This is a genomic window from Mesorhizobium sp. M7A.F.Ca.ET.027.03.2.1, from assembly GCF_003999175.1.
Lineage (GTDB): Bacteria > Pseudomonadota > Alphaproteobacteria > Rhizobiales > Rhizobiaceae > Mesorhizobium.
In genome coordinates, this window is record NZ_RZOM01001459.1 from 1 (window position 1) to 1,111 (window position 1,111).

Sequence of the window (1,111 nt, forward strand, 5' to 3'; positions counted from 1 at the left end):
CATTGCCAAGGGCTTCGTTTGGTCGTGGTCGCTTGACGTCCCGGCGCGCTTGGGAAACAACGTCCGCGACGCACGCGGCGGGAGCCGCTCCGAGAGGGGACGAAACGTTGAGTTTTTCGGGATTGCTGCAGCTCGGCTTTTCGACGGTCATTTTCCTGCTGGCGGCGACAGCCGCCAAGCAATGGGGCCTTGCGCCGAGCCTTGGCAAGATAGCGCTGACGCTGGCGCTCTATTCGCTGGGCAATCTGATCATGCTGCGGCTGATCCGCGAATTCGGCATGTCGGTGTCGTTCAGCCTTTCCGCCGTCATCCAGATGGTCTCCGTGAACGTCGTGGCGCTGGTCTTCTTCGGCGAGCGCGTCAATGCGCTGCAGGCGACCGGCATCATGCTGGCGATCGCAGCGGTGGCGCTGATCACGCTCGGACCCTATCTGCAAGGCCGGCTGTAACGGGCGAATTGCCGATGAAGAACGCCGCGAACGCTTTGCTCAACCGGGTCGAATTCCCGGTGCTGCTGGCCGGCCTGGTCATCGCCGCCGGCCTGTGGGGATTCGAGGAGCTGATGGAGATTGCGCGCGCCACCACGCCGCACGCCTTCGACACCGAGATCCTGCTCGCCTTCCGCCAGGCGGGGCGCCCTGACAGCCCGATCGGCCCGCTGTGGCTGCAAGGGGCGATGCGCGACATCACAAGTCTTGGCAGCGGCAGCGTGTTGGTGCTGATCGTGACGGCGGTAATCGTCTATCTCCTGCTTATCCGCAGGCCGGCGACCGCCCTTTTCATCTTCGTGGCGGTGGCCGGCGGTCAGGTGCTGTCGAGCCTGCTGAAAGCCGGCATCGACCGGCCGCGCCCCGAACTCGTCTCGCATCTCGTCAACGAAACGACGCTGTCTTTTCCGAGCGGCCACGCCATGCTGTCGGCCGTGACCTATCTGACGCTCGGCGCGCTGGCGGCACGCTTCCTGCCCGGTCGAACGACGAAGATCTATGTGCTGTCGCTGGCGGTGCTGACGACGCTGCTGGTCGGCATCAGCCGCATCTATCTTGGCGTCCACTGGCCATCGGATGTGCTTGCCGGCTGGTGCGCCGGCTTCGTCTGGGCGATGCTGTGC

General features: G+C 64.9%; 2 protein-coding genes. Both read left to right on the forward strand.

Annotated features, from left to right (window positions below; genetic code table 11):
- Positions 1–107 precede the first annotated feature (107 nt).
- On the forward strand, positions 108–449 hold the full coding sequence (locus EN750_RS35590) for a hypothetical protein (protein WP_127399362.1): 342 nt from the start codon (positions 108–110) through the stop codon (positions 447–449).
- Positions 450–463: 14 nt separating this feature from the next.
- Positions 464–1,111: phosphatase PAP2 family protein (locus EN750_RS35595; protein WP_145968254.1), on the forward strand; the 648-nt coding region annotated here is incomplete at its 3' end.